The 18,257-nt window shown below is 64.3% G+C and carries 19 protein-coding genes; 12 read left to right on the forward strand and 7 right to left on the reverse strand.

All coding sequences use genetic code 11. The features are described from left to right. The first annotated feature begins 115 nt into the window (after nt 1-115). On the forward strand, nt 116-847 hold the full coding sequence (locus I3J27_RS23935; RefSeq protein WP_270160849.1) for a TetR/AcrR family transcriptional regulator: 732 nt from the start codon (nt 116-118) through the stop codon (nt 845-847). A 21-nt stretch (nt 848-868) separates the two neighbouring features. On the opposite strand, the gene I3J27_RS23940 is transcribed toward I3J27_RS23935, so the two are convergent. Next, entirely contained in the window at nt 869-1,576 is a 708-nt protein-coding gene (locus I3J27_RS23940) for a GntR family transcriptional regulator (protein WP_270160850.1), read from the reverse strand. 269 nt (nt 1,577-1,845) lie between these two features. Here I3J27_RS23940 and I3J27_RS23945 point away from each other — a divergent pair, with 269 nt between their 5' ends. The 5 genes from I3J27_RS23945 to I3J27_RS23965 are packed head-to-tail and all read left to right on the forward strand — an operon-like array spanning nt 1,846 to nt 6,780. Then, entirely contained in the window at nt 1,846-2,832 is a 987-nt protein-coding gene (locus I3J27_RS23945; RefSeq protein WP_270160851.1) for an ABC transporter ATP-binding protein, read from the forward strand. Between the two features lie 42 nt (nt 2,833-2,874). Next, nucleotides 2,875-4,164 (forward strand): ABC transporter substrate-binding protein, encoded by a 1,290-nt coding sequence (locus I3J27_RS23950; protein WP_270160852.1) that lies wholly within the window; start codon nt 2,875-2,877, stop codon nt 4,162-4,164. 4 nt (nt 4,165-4,168) lie between these two features. Next, entirely contained in the window at nt 4,169-5,128 is a 960-nt protein-coding gene (locus I3J27_RS23955) for an ABC transporter permease (protein WP_270160853.1), read from the forward strand. A gap of 3 nt (nt 5,129-5,131) precedes the next feature. Then, nucleotides 5,132-6,010 carry an ABC transporter permease gene (locus I3J27_RS23960; protein ID WP_270160854.1) on the forward strand — a complete coding sequence of 293 codons (879 nt, stop codon included), beginning with the start codon at nt 5,132-5,134 and terminating at the stop codon, nt 6,008-6,010. A gap of 38 nt (nt 6,011-6,048) precedes the next feature. After that, nucleotides 6,049-6,780, forward strand: a complete 732-nt coding sequence (locus I3J27_RS23965) for an aspartate/glutamate racemase family protein (protein WP_270172872.1) — start codon at nt 6,049-6,051, stop codon at nt 6,778-6,780. A 56-nt stretch (nt 6,781-6,836) separates the two neighbouring features. On the opposite strand, the gene I3J27_RS23970 is transcribed toward I3J27_RS23965, so the two are convergent. Further along, nucleotides 6,837-8,108: a DUF892 family protein gene (locus I3J27_RS23970; RefSeq protein WP_270160855.1), complete on the reverse strand. Its 1,272-nt coding sequence runs from the start codon at nt 8,106-8,108 to the stop codon at nt 6,837-6,839. 201 nt (nt 8,109-8,309) lie between these two features. Between I3J27_RS23970 and I3J27_RS23975 the strand changes: the two genes are divergently transcribed. Next, complete coding sequence (locus tag I3J27_RS23975) at nt 8,310-8,510, forward strand: hypothetical protein (RefSeq protein ID WP_270160856.1); 201 nt, start codon at nt 8,310-8,312, stop codon at nt 8,508-8,510. A gap of 215 nt (nt 8,511-8,725) precedes the next feature. Beyond that, nucleotides 8,726-9,220 carry a hypothetical protein gene (locus I3J27_RS23980; protein WP_270160857.1) on the forward strand — a complete coding sequence of 165 codons (495 nt, stop codon included), beginning with the start codon at nt 8,726-8,728 and terminating at the stop codon, nt 9,218-9,220. Nucleotides 9,221-9,412: 192 nt separating this feature from the next. Here I3J27_RS23980 and I3J27_RS23985 read toward each other — a convergent pair whose 3' ends face one another. Continuing rightward, nucleotides 9,413-9,787, reverse strand: a complete 375-nt coding sequence (locus tag I3J27_RS23985; RefSeq protein ID WP_270160858.1) for a hypothetical protein — start codon at nt 9,785-9,787, stop codon at nt 9,413-9,415. Nucleotides 9,788-9,890: 103 nt separating this feature from the next. Beyond that, nucleotides 9,891-10,214, reverse strand: a complete 324-nt coding sequence (locus I3J27_RS23990) for a hypothetical protein (RefSeq protein WP_270160859.1) — start codon at nt 10,212-10,214, stop codon at nt 9,891-9,893. Nucleotides 10,215-10,308: 94 nt separating this feature from the next. Here I3J27_RS23990 and I3J27_RS23995 point away from each other — a divergent pair, with 94 nt between their 5' ends. After that, nucleotides 10,309-10,473, forward strand: a complete 165-nt coding sequence (locus I3J27_RS23995; protein WP_270160860.1) for a hypothetical protein — start codon at nt 10,309-10,311, stop codon at nt 10,471-10,473. 29 nt (nt 10,474-10,502) lie between these two features. Here the strand turns inward: I3J27_RS23995 and I3J27_RS24000 are convergent, their stop codons facing one another. The 3 genes from I3J27_RS24000 to I3J27_RS24010 form a co-directional block, all read right to left on the reverse strand. Next, nucleotides 10,503-12,197 (reverse strand): PAS-domain containing protein, encoded by a 1,695-nt coding sequence (locus I3J27_RS24000; protein WP_270160861.1) that lies wholly within the window; start codon nt 12,195-12,197, stop codon nt 10,503-10,505. Between the two features lie 128 nt (nt 12,198-12,325). After that, a complete protein-coding gene (locus tag I3J27_RS24005; protein ID WP_270160862.1) occupies nt 12,326-12,856 on the reverse strand; it encodes a gamma carbonic anhydrase family protein in 531 nt (176 codons plus the stop codon). A gap of 85 nt (nt 12,857-12,941) precedes the next feature. Continuing rightward, nucleotides 12,942-13,271, reverse strand: coding sequence for a DUF6949 family protein (locus I3J27_RS24010; protein ID WP_270160863.1), 330 nt, complete (start codon nt 13,269-13,271; stop codon nt 12,942-12,944). Nucleotides 13,272-13,494: 223 nt separating this feature from the next. Here I3J27_RS24010 and I3J27_RS24015 point away from each other — a divergent pair, with 223 nt between their 5' ends. The 3 genes from I3J27_RS24015 (at nt 13,495) to I3J27_RS24025 (ending at nt 18,244) form a co-directional block, all read left to right on the forward strand. Continuing rightward, a complete protein-coding gene (locus tag I3J27_RS24015; RefSeq protein ID WP_270160864.1) occupies nt 13,495-14,202 on the forward strand; it encodes a hypothetical protein in 708 nt (235 codons plus the stop codon). A gap of 311 nt (nt 14,203-14,513) precedes the next feature. Beyond that, complete coding sequence (locus tag I3J27_RS24020) at nt 14,514-16,364, forward strand: caspase family protein (protein ID WP_270160865.1); 1,851 nt, start codon at nt 14,514-14,516, stop codon at nt 16,362-16,364. Nucleotides 16,365-16,474: 110 nt separating this feature from the next. Next, nucleotides 16,475-18,244 (forward strand): caspase family protein, encoded by a 1,770-nt coding sequence (locus I3J27_RS24025; protein WP_270160866.1) that lies wholly within the window; start codon nt 16,475-16,477, stop codon nt 18,242-18,244. The last annotated feature ends 13 nt before the right edge of the window (nt 18,245-18,257 follow it).

The following is an 18,257-nucleotide window of genomic DNA, read 5'->3' on the forward strand; positions in this document are numbered from 1 at the left end:
CTGCGACGCGGACCTGAAGGGTTGAATGTCATAAAACTAAACCGTTTAGTTTTTCGTCCGGGCCATGTATGTTGCTAGCCTCGGCGGAATGTCAAGCCTTGGAGAATTGCAGATCATGGCTGCTGCCGCGCAAAAACCGCAAACACGACGGGCCGCGCATCGGACCGATGCCGGCGAACGAACGCGCGCGAAGGTGAAGCACCGCCAGATCCTCGACAGCGCACGCGAGCTGTTTCTCGATCTCGGCTTCGACGCAACGAGCATGGATGCGATCGCACGTCATGCCGGGGTGTCGAAGGCGACGCTCTACGTTCATTTCGACGACAAGGACGACCTGCTGCTGGCGCTGGTGAGCGACGAGTGCCGCCGCGTCGGGCCGAAGACGTTGTGGCAGGACGACGGCGAGCCGATCGATCTCAGGAAGGGACTGCGCGCGATCGCAAGGACGTTTCTCGAAGGCTTTCTCGACCAGAGGGGGCTGGCGATGCACAGGCTGATCATGACCTGCGCCTCGCGCTACCCGCGCGTGGCCGACGTCTTCATGAAGGCCGGACCAGAGCGCTGCGACGCCGAGGTCGCCGCATTCCTGCGCGCGGCGCAAGCGCAGCACCTCGTCGACATTCCCGACATCAAGCTCGCGTCGACACAGTTTCTCAGCCTCGTTCAGGGCAAGGAAATCCTGAAATGGGCCCTGTCCATGACCACGCCAAGCGAGGCTCGGCATCGCGCCTTGATCGACGGAGGCATCAACGTCTTCCTTGCGGCGTACGAGCGTCGCCCACGCCTCGCGCGGCCGCCCGAGAAACAGAAGCGCGGCAGTTCGGCGAAGGCACGCCCTTCACGTTAGGAGCGGGCAACCCGCGCGCGCTCACGCACCCAGCACGTCCGCGAGTCGCAGCTCGTCCGCAGCGGGATCTTTCAGGAACAGCTCGGCCTCGATCTCATCCAGATGCGACAGCATCTGCGCGCGCGCGGCCTCCCGGTCGCGCTTGCGGATCGCGGCGACGATGCCGGCATGGTGATCGGTGCCGCAGGCCGGCGTGTCGTGACGGCGGTAGAGCAGGATGATCAGCGAGGAGCGTGCAATCAGCTCCTTGAGGAAACCGAGATAGATGCTGTGGCCGCTCATCTCGGCGACGAGGCGATGAAACTCGCCGGAGAGACGGACTGACGCGCGTGCGTCGCCGCGCATCTCGGCCTCGCGCTCTTCAGTGAGATGCTGCTGGAGGCGAGCAATCCAGACCGGCGAGACAGCGTCGATCGCGTGATCCATGATCGTGGGCTCGATCAGGCGGCGGGCCTCGAACACTTCGCGGGCATCGGCGGGCGTCGGCCGCGCGACGAAGGCGCCGCGGTTCTTCTCGATATTGACGATGCCCTCATGGGCGAGCTGCTGAAGCGCGGTGCGGACCAGCGTGCGGCTCGCGCCGTAGATCTCGCCGATCTCGTCCTCGCCAAGCTTCGTGCCCGGCAGCAGGCGATGCTCGAGGATCGCCGCAGTCACACCCTCCCTGATACGGCTGACGCGATCGCTCGCGTCTGGCGCGTCGGATTTCGGGCGGGTTCTGGCGGCCATCAGTTCGAGGGTTGGGTTTGAGGGGCTCGATCGGCGACGTTTGGCTTGGAATGTTAGTCGACCAGCTGTATCCAATCACAGGCGAAAGTTTATACAATCTGCGCCCGTTTTGTGTGCAGCGAGGCAGGTCGAGGCCGGGACACCCAATGGCGCCGGATTCGATCTAACTACCTGACTCTGCTACAAAGTTCTGGAATTCAGCCGGCCAAGGGCGGTTGGCACGGACCTTGCGGAGAAGACGGGAGCATCGCCCCTCCCGCGGACACGCCATGGCCACTCCCGCCGCCCTCGAACTGGTCGCCGTCACCAAGCGCTACGACACGACGCTTGCGGTCGATAACGTCAACCTGAAGATTCCCGCCGGCACCTATTGCTGCCTGCTCGGCCCGTCCGGCTGCGGCAAGACCTCGACCCTGCGCATGATCGCGGGCCATGAGGCGGTCAGCGCGGGCGACATCATCCTCGGCGCGCAGAACGTCACCGACCTCGAACCCGCCAAGCGCGGCACGGCGATGATGTTCCAGTCCTATGCGCTGTTTCCGCACCTGACCGTGCTCGACAACGTGGCGTTTGCCCTGAAAATGCGCGGTGTCGACCGCGCGAGCCGGCACAAGCGCGCCGGCGAGCTCCTGGAGCTGGTGGCGATGAGCCAATATGCGGGCCGGCTGCCGGCGCAGCTCTCCGGCGGCCAGCAGCAGCGCGTTGCGCTTGCCCGCGCGCTGATCACCGAGCCGCAGATCCTCCTGCTCGACGAGCCGCTGTCTGCGCTCGATCCGTTCCTGCGGGTGAGGATGCGCGGCGAGTTGAAGCGCCTTCAGCGCGAGCTCGGCATCAGCTTCATCCAGGTCACCCACGGCCAGGAAGAGGCGATGGCGCTCGCCGACCACATCGTGGTGATGAATCACGGCAGGATCGAGCAGCAGGGCGCGGCCCGCGACATCTTCCACCATCCCCGCACCGAATTCGTGGCGCGCTTCATCGGCGGCCACAACGTCCTCAACGACGCCGGCAAGCTCATCGCCGTGCGCGCCGATCAGCTCGGCATCGTGCCGTTCGCTGACGGCTTATTCGGCGCGCCGGCGCTTTTGACCCAGACCGAGTATCAGGGCTCCTACATCGCCGTCTCGCTCACGCTCGACGACGGCACCGCCCTGTTCTCCCACCTCCCCGAGGCTGCCTTCGACGTCCACCCGTTCCGTCCGGGCGATCGCGTGCTGGCCACCTGGGATCCCGCCAAGGCGCAACGCCTGCAATAGCGCCGATCGATCACTGGAATGCGCAACAGAGGAGTGACTGATATGACCGAGACCACCAGGACGAAGGGCGTCAGCCGCCGCACCCTGCTCAAGGGCACAGCGGGTCTCGCCGGCCTTGCCGCCGGCTCCGGCGCGATCACCGGCTTTCCCTATGTGAAGTCGGCCGACGCGAAGGTGCTGCGCTATCTCGGCACCGCCGTGAACGAGGGCGATGACATCTCCAAGCAGTGCCTGAAGGACACCGGCATCAAGATCGAATACATCACCGCGACCACCGACGACGTCACCAAGCGCGTGATGACCCAGCCGAACTCGTTCGACGTGCTGGACACCGAATATTTCTCGCTGAAGAAGCTGGTGCCGTCCGGCAACATCCTTGCCCTCGATGCCAGGAAGATCAAGGAATTCGACAACATCACGCCGGTCTTCACCAAGGGCCAGACGCCCGGCGGCAAGAAGATCGGCAACCAGGGCACCGCGCCCTGGAAGGTGCTCTATCTCGAAGGCAAGGACTCCAAGAAATTCGCGACGTCGGCAACCGAGTTCGTCACGCTGATCCCGACCGTCTACAACGCCGACACGCTCGGCATCCGTCCCGACCTGATCAAGCGGCCGATCAGCTCGTGGTCCGAGCTGCTCAACCCTGAATTCAAGGGCAAGGCCTCGATCCTCAACATCCCCTCGATCGGCATCATGGATGCCGCGATGGTCGTGGAAGCCACCGGCAAGTACAAATATGCCGACAAGGGCAACATGACCAAGGAAGAGATCGATCTCACCATGAAGGTGATGACCGAGGCCAAGAAGGCCGGTCAGTTCCGCGCCTTCTGGAAGGATTTTAATGAGAGCGTGAACCTGATGGCCTCAGGCGAAACGGTGATCCAATCGATGTGGTCGCCGGCGGTGACCAAGGTGCGCTCGATGGGCATCGCCTGCACCTTCCAGCCGCTCAAGGAAGGCTACCGCTCCTGGGCTTCGGGCTTCTGCGTCTCAAAGGGCGTGTCGGGTGCCAAGCTCGAATGGGCCTACGAGTTCGTCAACTGGTTCCTGTCCGGCTATGCCGGCGCCTATCTCAACCGCCAGGGCTACTACTCCGCCGTGCTCTCCACCGCGAAGGCGCACATGGAGCCGTACGAGTGGGCTTACTGGATGGAAGGCAAGGCGGCCGAAAAGGACATCAAGGCGCCCGACGGCTCGCTGCTCGAGAAGGCCGGCGCCGTGCGCGACGGCGGCTCCTATGAGGACCGCATGGGCGGCGTTGCCTGCTGGAACGCCGTGATGGACGAGAACGACTACATGGTCCGCAAGTGGAACGAGTTCATCGCGGCGTAATTTGATGGATACGTCAGAGGACATCCTGCAACAGGCATCCCCGGGCTTGATCCCGGGGTCAGGCACAGCGCGCGCCGCGAAACCGACGCGCCTGTCGCCGTCCTTCATCTCCTGGCTTCAGGCCGGGCCGATGATGCTGGTGTTTCTCGCCTTCTTCCTGATCCCGCTGGTGTTCGTCGTCATCGTCTCGTTCTGGGATTACAACGAATACCAGCTACTGCCGGCCTTCTCGGGCCGAGGCTACACCGACACGTTCGAAGGCTGCATCGCGCAGCTTCCCGATCTCTGTACGATCGGGCGAACCTACGTGATGACGTTGAAGCTGTGCTTCATGGTCTGGGCGATCACGCTGTTCATCGGCTTCTGGGTCGCCTATTTCCTCGCCTTTCATGTGAAGTCCAAGACCTGGCAGATGGGACTGTCGCTGCTCTGCACGATCCCGTTCTGGACCTCCAACGTGATCCGCATGATCGCCTGGATTCCGCTGCTGGGTCGCAACGGCCTCGTCAATTCCGGCCTCGTCAAGACCGGACTGATCAACCATCCGCTGGAATGGCTGCTGTTCTCCGAATTCTCGGTGGTGCTGGCGCTGGTCCACCTCTTCACCTTCTTCATGGTGGTGCCGATCTTCAACTCGATGGTGCGCATCGACAAGTCGCTGATCGAGGCGGCCTATGATGCCGGCGCGACCGGCTTCCAGACGCTGGTCAACGTCATCATTCCGCTGGCAAAACCCGGCATCGTGATCGGCTCGATCTTCGTCATCACCATCGTGATGGGCGACTTCATCACCATCGGCGTGATGGGCGGCCAGCAGATTGCCGCTGCCGGCAAGATCATCGAGACGCGGGTGAACGCGCTGCAATTCCCGGCAGCCGCGGCCAACGCCGTGATCCTGCTCGCCATCACCTTCCTGATCATCACCATGATGTCGCGCATCGTCGACATCAAGAAGGAGCTCTAGAGCATGACGGAAGGACGCCCGCGCTCTTTCTACGTGCTCGCGATCTTCTTCGCGGCCTATGTGCTGTTCCTCTACGGTCCGATGATCGCGATCTACGTGCTGTCGTTCCAGGGGCCGCAGGGCGGCCTCACCTTCCCGATGAACGGCGTGTCGACCTTCTGGATCGCAAAACTGTTCCAGGGCACCGGCATCGTCGATCTCGGTGCGGCCTTTCGCCGTTCGCTGCTGCTCGGCGTGATCGTGATGATCGTCACCGTCGTGCTGTCCGTCGCCGCCGGCATGGCGTTCCGCCGCAAGTTCAAGGCGCAGAGCATTTTGTTCTACTCGGCGATCGCGAGCCTCATCGTGCCCTCGATCATCACCTCGCTCGGCATCTCGCTGGAATTCCGCATCATCGACGATCTGATCAAGGCGCATTGGAACGAGAACTTCGAGACCTCGATGGGCCTGCTCACTTCCGGCTTGGGCGCGCATCTGACCTGGACGTTGCCGTTCGGCCTGCTCATCATGTTCGCGATCTTCAACCGCTTCGACCCGCGCCTCGAGGAAGCCGCGCGCGATCTCGGCGCGACGCCGTGGCAGACATTCTACCATGTCGTGCTGCCGATCATCCTGCCCTCGGTGATCGGCATCGGCCTGTTCGGCTTTACGCTGTCCTGGGACGAGCTCGCGCGCTCCAGCCAGGCGATCGGAGCTGTGAACACGCTGCCGCTCGATCTCCAGGGCCTCACCACCACCGTGACGAACCCCGACATCTATGCGCTCGGCACCGTGATATCGGCCGTCTCGTTCACGGTGATCACGCTTGCGCTCGGCACCATCCACGTGCTCAACAAGCGGCAGGCGGCCAAGGGCTCGGACGCCGGCCAAGGACTCGTCTAACAAGGCGCTTGTCTGACAAAAGGACTCGTCTGATCGCGATGCGGCTGCACGTCGTCAATCCCAACACAACGGCGTCGATGACGGCGAAGATCGCCGCCGCCGCGCGCAGCGTCGCCCTGCCCGGCACCTTGATCGACGCGCGCCAACCCACGATGGGCCCGGTCTCGATCGAGGGATTCTACGACGAAGCCTTTGCCGTCCCCGGCATGCTCGGCTGCATCCGCGAGGCCGATCGCGACGGCGCGGATGCCCACATCATCGCCTGCTTCGACGATACCGGCCTGGATGCGGCTCGCGCCGCGGCGAAAGCGCCGGTGATCGGCATCGGTGAAGCCGGCTTCCACATCGCGAGCCTGATCGCCGCGCGCTTTGCCGTGGTGACGACGCTCGGTGTCTCCATCGTGCCGATCGAACACAATCTGCGGAAATACGGCCTTGCAGATCGCTGCGCCCGCGTCCGTGCCGCCGAGGTGCCGGTGCTCGCGCTCGAGGAGCGCAATGCCGACGCGCTTGGAAAAATCTCCGCGGAGATCACGGCCGCGATCCGCGACGACCGGGCCGAGGCCATCGTGCTCGGCTGCGCCGGCATGGCCGATCTCGCGGCAGAACTCGCCACCACGCACGGCCTGCCCGTGGTCGACGGCGTCGCCGCGGCGGTCACGCTGGCCGAATCCGTGGTGAGGTTGGGGCTGACGACGTCCCGGCTCGGGCCCTACGCGGCACCGCGATCCAAGACCTATTCCGGGCCGTTTTCGCCGTTCCAGCCCTAAGTCTGATCGGGCCGTCCGTCCCCGTTTTCGAGGACTGCCGGCGATCGACGTCTGCCCTACTCGGTTTGCTCGACCGCAGCCGGCATCTTCGCGACCGACATCAGGGAACGAGCGACCTGATTGAGCAACTGATCCGCGTTTTCCTCTTCCGCCAGCGACTTCGACAACAGGCCGACGATGGCGCTGTGACGTAGCTGTTGGGCTAGGTTGCGCGCCGTGCTGTAACCGGCAATCTCGTAGTGCTCCACGCGTTGCGCCGCGCCGATCAACGCGAGGTCGGCAGCAGCATCTTCCTTCTTTTCGCCCTCGTCGATGATTTCCTGGCCTTCCTCGACCAGCCCCATCATCCCCTTGCAGGGCTTGGCCCGGGCGGATTTGCCGAGCAGCTCGAAGCATTCGTTGATGCGCTCGATCTGGGTCTCGGTTTCGCCAAGGTGCAGCTCGAAGAGCTCGCGCAACTGGTCAAAGCGGGCCGCTTCCGCCATTTTTGGAAGCGCCTTGGTCAATTGTTTCTCGGCGTGCAGGATATCGCGGAGCTCGTCGAGCAACAGATCGCCGAGACCCGCCTCGTCTGCCGGCGGCGAGCTTTCAGTGACAATGGCCGTTGCCGGACCGGGCTCTCCAGCCTGAATGGCGGGCGAATCCGTGAAGACCCAGTCGCCGCCTTCGTTCCAGGGGCCGCGGGTGTCGATCTCACCGTGATCACCGGCGCCGGTGGAGTCGTTGAAGAACTGATCGACGAGACCCGGCGTCGGCGCGATGCGGCCGATGCTGAAAGCCGGCTTGCCCATGCTCTCCAGCGCGAGCGAGAACGCCTTCATATGGGTGATCTCGCGCGTCATCAGGAATTGCAGCGCATCCCTGGTGCCGGCGTCATCGCAAAAATTGATCAGCCGTTCGTAGACGATCTTGGCGCGCGCTTCCGCCGCGATGTTGCTGCGCAGGTCGACGTCCAGCTCGCCGGTGATCTTCAGATAGTCGGCGGTCCAGGCATTTCCTTGCGAATTGAACAGACTGACGCCGCCGCCGCCAGCGATCGCAATCAGCGGATCGGCCTCGGCGGCCTGCCGGTCGAACTTCGAAGGCTTGAGATGCATGCGTGCCAGGGTGCCAACGATCTCCAGATGACTGAGCTCTTCGGTACCGATGTCCATCAACAGGTCCTTGCGATCCGGGTCTTCGCAATTGAGGCCCTGAATCGAATACTGCATGGCCGCTGCCAGTTCGCCGTTGGCGCCACCGAACTGCTCGAGCAGCATGTTGCCGAACTGCGGATCCGGCTCATCGACGCGAACGGTGAACATCAGTTTCTTGACGTGGTGATACATGTGAAAGTGCCCTGGGCTGGAAGGAAGATGAATTCCGAACAAGCCGGCGTTGCGCTGGTTCCTATCGTTGTTGCGTGCCGCGGCGTAGAGACAACGAGGCGGCAAAGTCCTACTGCCGATGCGTCGTGAATTGCGACGCCTTATAGGAACGATTGACCCTCAACACGCTTGGCGTGCTGCGACCTGCAGGAGGACGATCAGATGGACAGCGAAGACGTCTTGGGAAAAGTGAAGGACGTGTCGGAGAGCGTGCGCGAGACCGCACACAGCGTGCGACGGAATCTTGAAGAGGGACGGCCGTCAGGCCAGACGCTCGCCTTTCTGCGCGACGTGGCTCGCGAAGCCCCGCTCCCGTCGCTCGTCGTAGCCTTCATGCTCGGCGTCCTGCTGGCTCGCCGCTAGCGCTGCCGCCGTACCCTGATACCCGACCACTGCTTTCTCTGCGCTTATCCCGAACAGAGAAGCTTTCGGGATTGGGACAATTACGTTTTTCGGCTCGCGGCCTCTTTTTGGTCCCAATTGTTGCCGAACAGTAACACTTTCGGGACATCCCGGCTGCCGCATCCGGCCTGCCGGTCTTCGCCACTCACCAAGTTTCAATTTGGGCTTTGTCAGCGATGATCGATCTCGCACAGGACTCGCCGTCCACCCCCCTGCTTCGCCTTGGCGCCCAGCCGATTGCGCTGACCGCCGCCGCTCTGCTCCTGCTGATCGCGGGCGTGACCTCGATCGCGATCTGGCGTGCCTATACCGGCGCGGCCCCCGAGACCGACCGGGTGGTGGCGTCGCGGCAGCTCCAGGCCCGCACGGCCCAGGCGTCCGAACAGCTGGTCGAGAAGACCAAGGGGCTGGAAGCGACCCAGCAGGAATCGATCGACCAGCTCCAGGTCGTCCAGGACCAGCTCCAGACGATGAAGCGGCTGATGGCGGTTCAGCAGGCCGACACCAAGCGCCTGTCCGAGCAGGTCGCGTCGCTGAACGAGTCCATCGACGGCTTGCGGCAGTCCTTTGCCAGCGCCCGGGCCACGGAGGCCGAGCCCGCCTCGGTTACCCGCGGGAAACCGGCGCGGCACCGCGTCCATGCCAGCGCACGCAAGCGTTCGCGCGGCTGAGCGGATCACGACGCCGCGACTAATTTTTTCGACTTGTGAACTGGATCACATTCACCGGTGTGATTCCGCGCGATGCTCGCCGTCACCGGATGGCGTGAGCCGATTTCAATGTCCGGGGCTGGCAAGGTCGTTGACGGTATATTGCGTCAACGGCCTTGTTTTTTAAGTGGGCCAGGCGGCGCGTCAAAGACGCTATTCGCAAACATCTACGCGGCGGTATCGCCATCCCGACGGCGTCATGACGCGCTTCCGCACGACGTAGCAGCCGCCGTAACCACCATCGTCGTAGCCGGTACCATAGTAATAAGGACCGCCGTAACCATAGCCATAGCCATAGCCGTAGCCGTAATAGCCGCCGTAGTAGCCGGCGCCGGCGATCCCCGCCCCGATCGCGACTCCAGGCCAGAAGCCGCCGCCATGCCAGTGGCCGCCATGGCCCCAACCGCCACCGTGCCAGCCACCACCACCGTGGCCGCCATGTCCGAAACCGCCTGCCTGTGCCGCCTGCGGCACCGACAGCGCGACCACCGCGACGGCCAGTGCCGCCATCATCATCTTCCGTAACATCACTCGATCCTCCGCGTGGAAACGCTCCACGCTTCAAAGCAGGATCAAGCTAACGTCACCCGAGCCATTCTGACAGCCTCACTGCCTCACTTCCGCGCGAGCGTCAGCAGCCGCGGCAAATGCTCTTCATCTTCTTGTCGAGCTGCCGGTTCTCGGTATTGACGGTGGCGTCTGCCGCCTCACCCGCGCCGGTGCCGGTGGTGACGCCGGAGGCAGCATTCGCACCCGACGATTGAGCCGTACCCAGGCTATTGGTGCCGGGCGGCGGAGCGGGCGCATTGGAAACGCCTCCGGTCGATCCCGCGGAGCTTCCGGTCGATCCCGCAGAGCCGCCTGTCGCCTGCGCGAACGATACGGCGGGCATCGCCGCGAGGGCGAAGATCACGATCATGGTCTTGAGTGAAACGATCGCAGAGGATGCAGCCATCGACGTTCTCCTTTACCGCTCAACCGCCGCGGCGAAGACCGGTTCCGGAACAAATGCCGTCACATCAGCTTGACTGCGAAGGAGGCCAGACACGATGAAAGATCGCGATCCTTTTGCAGAAGGCGAGCGCGCCGCGCGCGACAACATCCCGGCCGAGGCCAATCCGTATTCAGATGGCAGCGACGAGCATGCGCTCTGGGCCGCCGGTCACGAGAAGGTCGCCGGCGCCATCGAGGCGCGCGAATCCGAGGGAAGCTGAGGCGCCGCGCTGAAGGCGCGCGCCTGCCGCTATGCGGCGGCCACCATCTTCTCGGTCCGGTCCTCGACCATGGTCACGAACATGTGCGACTCTTCGCTGGCGCCGCCGATCTGGACGCGGCGGGCGGAGATCACGCGGCGCCCGCGCGCGGGATTGTCGATGGTGTCGACGATCGGCTCGAGCTGCTGCTTTTGCGCCAGAAGCTGCTGGTCGCGCCGCTCGATCAATTCGGCGGCCTCCGGCGAGAACAATTCCCGCGCAGTCTTGCCGATGATCTCGCCGCGCGACATGCCGATCATCTTCTCGGCCGCCTTGTTGACGAAGACGTAGCGCAAATTGCGCGCATCCTTGGCGATGATGCCCTCGGCGACGTTCTCGATGATGGTGGCGAGGAAGCGCTCCATCCGCTCCAGGATGCGCTCGCGCTGCCGCAGCTCGGTGACGTCCTCCTGCACCGACACCCAGCCGCCGCCGTCCATCGGACGCTCGTAGATCTTGATGATGCGGCCGTCGTTCAAGGCGATCTCGTTGGCTGCCGGCTCGCGTCTGGCGATCCGGTCGAGCACCGCCGCCAGATATTTCGCGATGTCGCCGCTGAACAACCCGCTCTTGACCCGGTGCTGGAGGATTTCCTCGAGCGTCGATCCCGCCTGGATCGTCTCGGGCAGATTGTAGATCCGCCGGTAGTTGGCGTTCATCGCAACCACGTTGGCCTTGCCGTCGAGCATGATCAGGCCCTGCGGCATGCTGTTGATCGCGGCCGAGAGCTGCCACTTCTTGGCCTGGTACTTGTCGTTGAAATTGTCGCGCTCGGTCATTGCCGCGTCGCGCGCCTGCGCGGTGCCGATCTCGAGCTCTTCGAGCTCGAAGATGCGGGCGACCGCGTCGCGGAAGTGCTGCACGGCGCGCGCGAGATGTCCGATCTCGTCGTGGCGGCCGAGATGCGGCACCTTGCTCTTGACGTCGCCGTCGGCGATCCGGTCGGTTGCCTGCGTGATCTCGGCCAGCGCGCCGACCACCGAGCTGCGCATGACGACGACGTTGAGCCCCGCGAGAACGAGCGCCGCGAGCCCGAGCGCGAACAGATAGGCGGCGGCATAGCGGTTCTCGTTGGCGAGTTCGTCCGCCTGGCGGGCGCGCTCCCTGTAGATGCGCTCGAGCGCCTCGATATCGCTGTTGAGCTTGTTACGCACCGTCCGGTTGGCGTCGTTGTCGCCCCATTCGCGCGCCGCGGCCGAGCTGATCTCCACGCCGCGCCGCACGAGCTCCTGGCGGAACTCGATGAACTGCACGATCCGCTGCCGGAAGCTCGCGAACAGCTCGGCGTCGTCGCCGCGGACGTTCTTCTCCATGCTCTTCACGGACTCGGCGAGCTCGCGGTTGCGCCGCAGGAGGCCGTCCGCGAACTGCTTCATCTTGGCGCGGTCGTCCGTCATGTAGATGCCGCGCGACTCCATGACGATCGCATAGATCAGCGCGTTGATGTGTCCGACGTTGATCGCCGCCTCGGCGGAGGAAGCGTGCATGTGACGATAGGTCGTCTGCAACCGCACCGTCTGGACCGACATCACAAGGAGGAACGTGGTGACGATCGCGAGAAAGCCGGCGATGCTGTAGACCTTCTCGGCAACGCTCAGCGTGTCGGCGCCGCGAGCGAAACGAACGAGCTTCTTCAAAAATTTGGTTCCGGCGCTGAAACCGGATCCCAGCGCCGCAACACCCATGGCGCCGCTCCTCCTGGTTGAAAACGCGGCAGGATAGGCACGATCGCGCTAGCGGAGGATTAAAGTATCAGCCGGTATTCTTACGGTACGGAACCAAGGTGCGGCCGCACACGGTCCGCGGGTATGTCTCAGCCGATCCGTTTCAGGCCTTGCTTGAAGCGCGGACCGTTGGCGACATAGAACTTCGCTGCGCTCCCCATCCGCTGCACCTGCGCATCGTCGAGCGTGCGGATCACGCGCGCCGGCGAGCCGATGATCAGCGAGCGTTCGGGAAACTCCTTGCCCTCGGTGATGACGGAACCGGCGCCGACGATGCTGTTGCGGCCGATCCTGGCGCCGTTCATCACGATCGAGCCCATGCCGACGAGCGCGCCCTCCTCGATGGTGCAGCCGTGCAGGATGACGTTGTGGCCGACGGTGCAGTTCTTGCCGATGACGAGCGGAAAGCCGAGGTCGGTGTGGCAGGTCGAGCCGTCCTGCACGTTGGCGCCCTCGCCGATCTCGATCCACTCATTGTCGCCGCGGAGCACCGCGCCGAACCAGACGCTCGCGCCCGGCTTCAGCCGCACGCGGCCGATCACGGTGGCGGTCTCCGCGATGAAGTAGTTGCCGTCGGCGGGAAGATCGGGTGCCTGCCCGTCGAGCTCGTAGATCGCCATGGAGGTCTCCTGTTACGCCAAGCCTGCATAGCGAAACGGGAGCGAGGTGGCAAAGGGCCGCCGCGCCACGCAGCCCTGCAAAGCGTCAGACCAGAACGCCGGCGGCGCGCAGCGTCATCAGGAAGAAGGTGCCGCTCATCATGCTCCAGAAGCCTGCGATGACGGTCGCCATCATCACGAATTCGAGGCGACGGGCTTCTACCCGCACGCCACGCAGCGTGTTGCGCATGATGATGAAGGGCGCCGCAAACACCAGGAACGGAACCGCGGCAAACGTCTTCGGCGCCACGCCGTCCTGCAACAGGCCGAAGCCGGCGGGGCGCTGCGCGAACGCCTGGTATCCGTTCACGAGCGCGCCAGCCAGCGCGAAACCGATACAGATCGAGAAGAGAGAATTGAAAGCCTCAGGTGTCATCGGAACGGTCCGCCCTTACGCAACGCCGGAGCCTTCCTGTGACAAAGAGAGCCGGTTAACGCTACATTATCCTTAAGGGAAGGTTAACAGCGCCCGCCCGTCCGCGCAGGGCCCTCCCCCGTCCCGGCAGCCGGGAATGCTGCGCGAATTCGCCGCCGCATGGCATATTCGCCGCTGATTCGTCGGCCATCGGCCGACTTCCCGGGTCGATTTGCGCAAGCTCATGACGATGTTTTCGGCAGCCTCCCCACGGTCCTCCAGGACGCACCCACGGGCGCATGTCGTCCCGATCGTGCTCGGCGGCATTGCGGCGCTGGGGGCGGTGGCGCTCGTCGCCTATCTGCTGTGGCCGACCTGGGGCTCGAGCGGTGCGAGTGCGCCGGACAGGCTGCCGGTGAGCGTCGGCGGCACGCTGTTCAATGTTCCGACGACGGCGATCCGGATGAAAATCCAGCGGCATTCCGGGCCGCAGGAGCGCATCGATCTCGACTTCCTCTACCCCTCGCTCGAACCGCCGGGCGCGCCGAAGCACGTCACCGCCGACACCGTCGAGGAGGCGATGCAGCCGATCGACCGCGTCTTCCTGTCGATCTCGGCGCACCACGATGCACTGGCGCCCGAGCAGCGAACGGCCACGATCTATCCGCGCTATCTCGACCAGGCCGCGGCCATGCCGCAGGACGGGCTGACGATGCGGATGTTCCGCAGCGATACGCCCTATGGCAGCGAGGACCTCTATTCCGCTGCAAGCCCCGCGCTGACCGCGCGCTGCACGCGCGATGCGGCCACCCCGGGCATGTGCCTCTCCGAACGCCGCGTCGGGGGCGCCGACCTCACCTTCCGCTTTCCGCGCAGCTGGCTGTCGCAATGGCACGAGGTGGCGGATGCGCTGGACCGGCTGACGGCGCAACTACGCGGGCCGAAGGGCTGAGCGCGGCTCCCTGCCTTGGCTTCGGCTGGAGCGCCCAAAACAAAAACTGCGAAAACAACCCCATGCACAGTAGCCAAGCATTGGCGGCATCGAGCATTTTCGTATTTTTCGAACGGCCGTTGACCCGTCGGGCAAAACAGGAGCACAATTGGCATCATGGGAGGATCGATTTGAATGGATGCGGTTGCGCATCTTCCACCCGGTACCGGAATTGCCCGGATCGCCGGACCGATGTGTGACTGATATCACTGATCTTGGATTGCACTTGGGCATTGTGCGAATAATCTGAGCTATTGCATTCGGGGGCTGGAATGCGGCTTCGGCTGTTTGGTTTGTTGATTCTTGCGACCTGGTTTGGGACCGGCTCTGCGCTGGCCGAGAAGCGCGTCGCGCTCGTCATGGGCAACTCGGCCTACAAGAGCGCCCCGCGGCTCGCCAACCCCGTGAACGATGCCACCTTGGTCGGTGGCATGCTCAAGAAGGCTGGTTTCGACAATGTCGATGTCAGGCTCGATCTCAACGCCGCCGACATGCGCAGGTCGTTGCGTGAGTTCGCGGGCCGGACTCGCGATGCCGAAGTTGCCGTCATTTACTATGCCGGGCACGGCATCGAGCTGGACGGAGCGAATTACCTGATCCCCACTGACGCCGCTCTGGAAACCGACGGCGACGTGCTCGACGAGACCGTTGCGCTGGACCGCGCCCTGTTCGCCGTCGAGCCTGCCAAGCAATTGCGCCTCGTCATTCTCGATGCCTGTCGCGACAACCCGTTCGCCAAGACCATGAAGCGCACGGTTGCCTCGCGCGCCATCGGCCGCGGCCTCGCCAAGGTCGAGCCGACCAGCCCGAACACCATGATTGCCTTCGCGGCGAAGGCGGGCTCGACCGCCTCGGACGGCGATGCCAGGAACAGCCCGTTTGCCACCGCTCTGGTCGAACGCCTGCCGATGCCGGGCCTCGATCTGCGCAAGGCGTTCGGCTTCGTGCGCGACGACGTGTTGAAGAATACCGGCTACAAGCAGGAGCCATATGTCTATGGCTCGCTCGGCGGCGATGACGTCTCGCTGATACCGGCCAAGCCGGCAGCAGCGCCAGGCCCGCAAGCCAATCCGCAGGACAGTGTGCGCCGGGACTATGAGTTGGCGCTCCAGGCCGGAAACCGCGACGCGTGGGAAGCCTTCCTCCAGGCCTATCCCGATGGCTTCTATGCAGGGCTCGCTCGCGCGCAGCTGAAGAACGTCGCCGCCGAGGAGGCGCGCGCCGCTGCCGCCGCGAAGGCGCGCCAGGCCGAAGACGAAAAGGCACGGCTGGCAGCCGAGCGGGCGAACAAGGCCGAGCAGGAGAAGGCGGCGGCCGCCGCCAAGGCCGCCGAGAACGCCCGGCTCGCCGCCGAAAAGGCCAAGCAGATCGAGGAGGCCAAGGCCGCCGCCGCCGAGCAGCGCCGGAAGGACGCCGAGGCCGCCGTGGCGAAGGCGCTGGCCGACAAGCAGGCCGCCGAGAAGGCGCTCGCCGACAAGATCGCGAGCGACAGAGCCGCCGCCGAGAAGCAAGCGACCGAGAAGCCGCAAGCTGCCGACGGCCAACAGAAAGTTGCAGCCGTCGCCCCAACCTCGTCGCAGCCGAGCCTGTCGCCGCAAGAGACCGCGAAGCTGGTTCAGTCGGAGTTGCGCCGCGTCGGCTGTCTGGCGACCGCTGCCGATGGCGAGTGGAATGCGTCGTCGCAGCGCTCGCTGACGCTGTTCAACAAATATGCGGGAACGAAGTTCGACGCCAAGCAGGCGAACTTCGAGACGCTCGATGCGATCAAGGCCAAGCCGGGCCGGGTCTGCCCGCTGGTGTGCGATCACGGCTTCAAGGCCGATGGCGACGCTTGCGTCAAGATCGCCTGCCGCGCCGGCTATCGCGTCAACGACGACAATGAATGCGAGAAGGTGCAGGACAAGAAGCCGGTTGCGACCCGAGAGGACGCCAAGCCGCGAGACAACGAGAGGAAGAAGGTCGAGTCCACACCGTCGAAGCCGCAGGCCGCTGGACAGATGTTCTGTGGACAGGGTGGCTGCAGGCCGGTGCAAAAAGGCTGTCGTCTGGAAAGCGCTCGACCTAGTACCCCGCAGGGCGCAGCAGCCATGACATCGGGCGGGATGGTGGAAATTTGCAATTGAGGGGCGCGAGCCTTGGGCGACCGGCCGTCCGGTGTGTTCTTCAATCGTGGCACGGAGTTGTTCTGGCTTTACCCTGACTACGCTGATCACTTTATGATTTTGGGGCTGCAATGGCTGCGCTTCGTTTTTTCTTGATCATTCTTGCTGTGTGGCTCGGATGCGGACCGGCCATGGCCGAGAAGCGCGTCGCGCTCGTCGTGGGCAACTCGGCCTACAAGAACGTGGCGAGGCTCGCGAACCCCGCGAACGACGCCGCGCTGGTCGGCGGCATGTTCAGGAAGGCCGGCTTCGATACGGTCGACGTCAAGCTCGACCTCAACGTGGTCGACATGCGCAAGGCGCTGCGCGAATTCGGCAGCAAGGCCCGCGAGGCCGATGTCGCGGTCATCTACTACGCCGGTCACGGCATCGAGCTGGACGGCACCAACTATCTGATCCCGACCGATGCCGCCTTGGAGACCGATACCGACGTTCTCGACGAGGCGTTCCCGCTCGACAGGGTGCTGTTCGCCATCGAGCCGGCCAAGCAATTGCGCCTCGTCATTCTCGATGCCTGCCGCGACAATCCGTTTGCCAAGACCATGAAGCGCACGGTTGCCTCGCGCGCCATCGGCCGCGGCCTCGCCAAGGTCGAGCCGACCAGCCCGAACACCATGGTTGCCTTTGCGGCGAAGGCGGGCTCGACCGCCTCGGACGGCGATGCCAGGAACAGCCCGTTTGCCACCGCTCTGGTCGAACGCCTGCCGATGCCGGGCCTCGATCTGCGCAAGGCGTTCGGCTTCGTCCGCGACGACGTGTTGAAGAATACCGGATACAAGCAGGAGCCATATGTCTATGGCTCGCTCGGCGGCGATGACGTTTCGCTGGTCCCGGCCAAGCCGGCAGCAGCACAGGGCCCGCAAGCCAATGCCCAGGATAGCGTGCGCCGTGACTATGAGCTGGCGCTCCAGGCCGGAAACCGCGACGCGTGGGAAGCCTTCCTCCAGGCATATCCCGATGGCTTCTATGCAGGGCTCGCTCGCGCGCAGCTGAAGAACGTCGCAGCCGAGGAGGCGCGCGCCGCTGCCGCCGCGAAGGCGCGCCAGGCCGAAGACGAAAAGGCAAGGCTGGCAGCCGAGCGGGCGAACAAGGCCGAGCAGGAGAAGGCGGCCGCCGCCGCCAAGGCCGCCGAGAATGCCCGGCTCGCCGCCGAAAAGGCCAAGCAGATCGAGGAGGCCAAGGCGGCCGCCGCCGAGCAGCGGCGGAAGGAGGCCGAGGCCGCAGCGGCGAAGGCGCTGGCCGACAAGCAAGCCGCCGAGAAGCAGCAAGCTCCCGACAGCACACAGAAAGTCGCGGCCGTTGCCCCGACCTCATCGCAACCCACCCTATCCCCCGCAGAGACAGCGAAGCTGGTTCAGTCCGAGCTGCGCCGCGTCGGCTGCCTGACCGCTACTGCCGATGGCGACTGGAATGCGTCATCGCAACGCTCGCTGACGCTGTTCAACAAATATGCGGGAACGAAGTTCGACGCCAAGCTCGCGAGCTTCGACGCGCTCGACGCGATCAAGGCCAAGCCGGGCCGGGTCTGCCCGCTGGTGTGCGATCACGGCTTCAAGGCTGATGGCGATCAATGCGTCAAGATCGCTTGCCGTGCCGGCTATCGCGTCAACGACGACAACGAATGCGAGAAGGTCCAGGACAAGAAGCCGGTTGCGACCCGCGAGGATGCCAAGAAGCGGGATACGGAGCGGAAGCAAACCGAAGCGGCACCTTCGAAGCCGCAAGGGTCTGGGCAGATCACGTGTAATACGATGGGCTGTCGTCCCGTCAAACCTGGCTGCAGATTGGTGCATTTAGGTGTTCGCGGGGAGCCGGGGAACGGTTCGGAAGTCTGCAACTGAAGACAAGGGCTGG

It is taken from the genome of Bradyrhizobium xenonodulans (assembly GCF_027594865.1).
Lineage (GTDB): Bacteria > Pseudomonadota > Alphaproteobacteria > Rhizobiales > Xanthobacteraceae > Bradyrhizobium > Bradyrhizobium xenonodulans.

Coding starts and splice junctions, on each gene's coding strand:
- I3J27_RS23935 (WP_270160849.1), top strand. CDS start 116: ATGGCTGCTGCCGCGCAAAAACCGCAAACACGACGGGCCGCGCATCGG.
- I3J27_RS23940 (WP_270160850.1), bottom strand. CDS start 1,576: ATGGCCGCCAGAACCCGCCCGAAATCCGACGCGCCAGACGCGAGCGAT.
- I3J27_RS23945 (WP_270160851.1), top strand. CDS start 1,846: ATGGCCACTCCCGCCGCCCTCGAACTGGTCGCCGTCACCAAGCGCTAC.
- I3J27_RS23950 (WP_270160852.1), top strand. CDS start 2,875: ATGACCGAGACCACCAGGACGAAGGGCGTCAGCCGCCGCACCCTGCTC.
- I3J27_RS23955 (WP_270160853.1), top strand. CDS start 4,169: ATGGATACGTCAGAGGACATCCTGCAACAGGCATCCCCGGGCTTGATC.
- I3J27_RS23960 (WP_270160854.1), top strand. CDS start 5,132: ATGACGGAAGGACGCCCGCGCTCTTTCTACGTGCTCGCGATCTTCTTC.
- I3J27_RS23965 (WP_270172872.1), top strand. CDS start 6,049: ATGCGGCTGCACGTCGTCAATCCCAACACAACGGCGTCGATGACGGCG.
- I3J27_RS23970 (WP_270160855.1), bottom strand. CDS start 8,108: ATGTATCACCACGTCAAGAAACTGATGTTCACCGTTCGCGTCGATGAG.
- I3J27_RS23975 (WP_270160856.1), top strand. CDS start 8,310: ATGGACAGCGAAGACGTCTTGGGAAAAGTGAAGGACGTGTCGGAGAGC.
- I3J27_RS23980 (WP_270160857.1), top strand. CDS start 8,726: ATGATCGATCTCGCACAGGACTCGCCGTCCACCCCCCTGCTTCGCCTT.
- I3J27_RS23985 (WP_270160858.1), bottom strand. CDS start 9,787: ATGTTACGGAAGATGATGATGGCGGCACTGGCCGTCGCGGTGGTCGCG.
- I3J27_RS23990 (WP_270160859.1), bottom strand. CDS start 10,214: ATGGCTGCATCCTCTGCGATCGTTTCACTCAAGACCATGATCGTGATC.
- I3J27_RS23995 (WP_270160860.1), top strand. CDS start 10,309: ATGAAAGATCGCGATCCTTTTGCAGAAGGCGAGCGCGCCGCGCGCGAC.
- I3J27_RS24000 (WP_270160861.1), bottom strand. CDS start 12,197: ATGGGTGTTGCGGCGCTGGGATCCGGTTTCAGCGCCGGAACCAAATTT.
- I3J27_RS24005 (WP_270160862.1), bottom strand. CDS start 12,856: ATGGCGATCTACGAGCTCGACGGGCAGGCACCCGATCTTCCCGCCGAC.
- I3J27_RS24010 (WP_270160863.1), bottom strand. CDS start 13,271: ATGACACCTGAGGCTTTCAATTCTCTCTTCTCGATCTGTATCGGTTTC.
- I3J27_RS24015 (WP_270160864.1), top strand. CDS start 13,495: ATGACGATGTTTTCGGCAGCCTCCCCACGGTCCTCCAGGACGCACCCA.
- I3J27_RS24020 (WP_270160865.1), top strand. CDS start 14,514: ATGCGGCTTCGGCTGTTTGGTTTGTTGATTCTTGCGACCTGGTTTGGG.
- I3J27_RS24025 (WP_270160866.1), top strand. CDS start 16,475: ATGGCTGCGCTTCGTTTTTTCTTGATCATTCTTGCTGTGTGGCTCGGA.